Source organism: Lentilactobacillus hilgardii DSM 20176 = ATCC 8290 (assembly GCF_000159315.1).
Classification (GTDB): Bacteria; Bacillota; Bacilli; order Lactobacillales; family Lactobacillaceae; genus Lentilactobacillus; species Lentilactobacillus hilgardii.
Genome location: NZ_GG670036.1, coordinates 1 through 241 on the forward strand (window position 1 = coordinate 1; position 241 = coordinate 241).

A 241-nucleotide genomic window follows, 5' to 3' on the forward strand; every position below is an offset into this window, starting at 1 on the left:
CACCAACCCGAACCGGGTGTTCCTGTGGACCGGCCACAACGATGCAGAGGCCCGTGCCGGTGGCCCGGTGATCGCCAACTCGCATGACAACTTCCCCGAACACGGCGGGCATCCGGCGTCGTACCGCTGGACCAGCTATGTCGAGCGCCTGCAGAACGCCGGCGTGTCCTGGCAGATCTACCAGGACATGGCCGACAACTTCACCGACAACCCGCTGGCCGGCTTCGAGGCGTTCCGTCGT

General features: G+C 66.0%; 1 protein-coding gene. It reads left to right on the forward strand.

The window, feature by feature from the left end; all coding sequences use genetic code 11:
• Window positions 1-241, forward strand: a 241-nt coding sequence (locus HMPREF0519_RS13515; protein ID WP_220094609.1) for an alkaline phosphatase family protein, incomplete at both ends; no start/stop codon positions are given.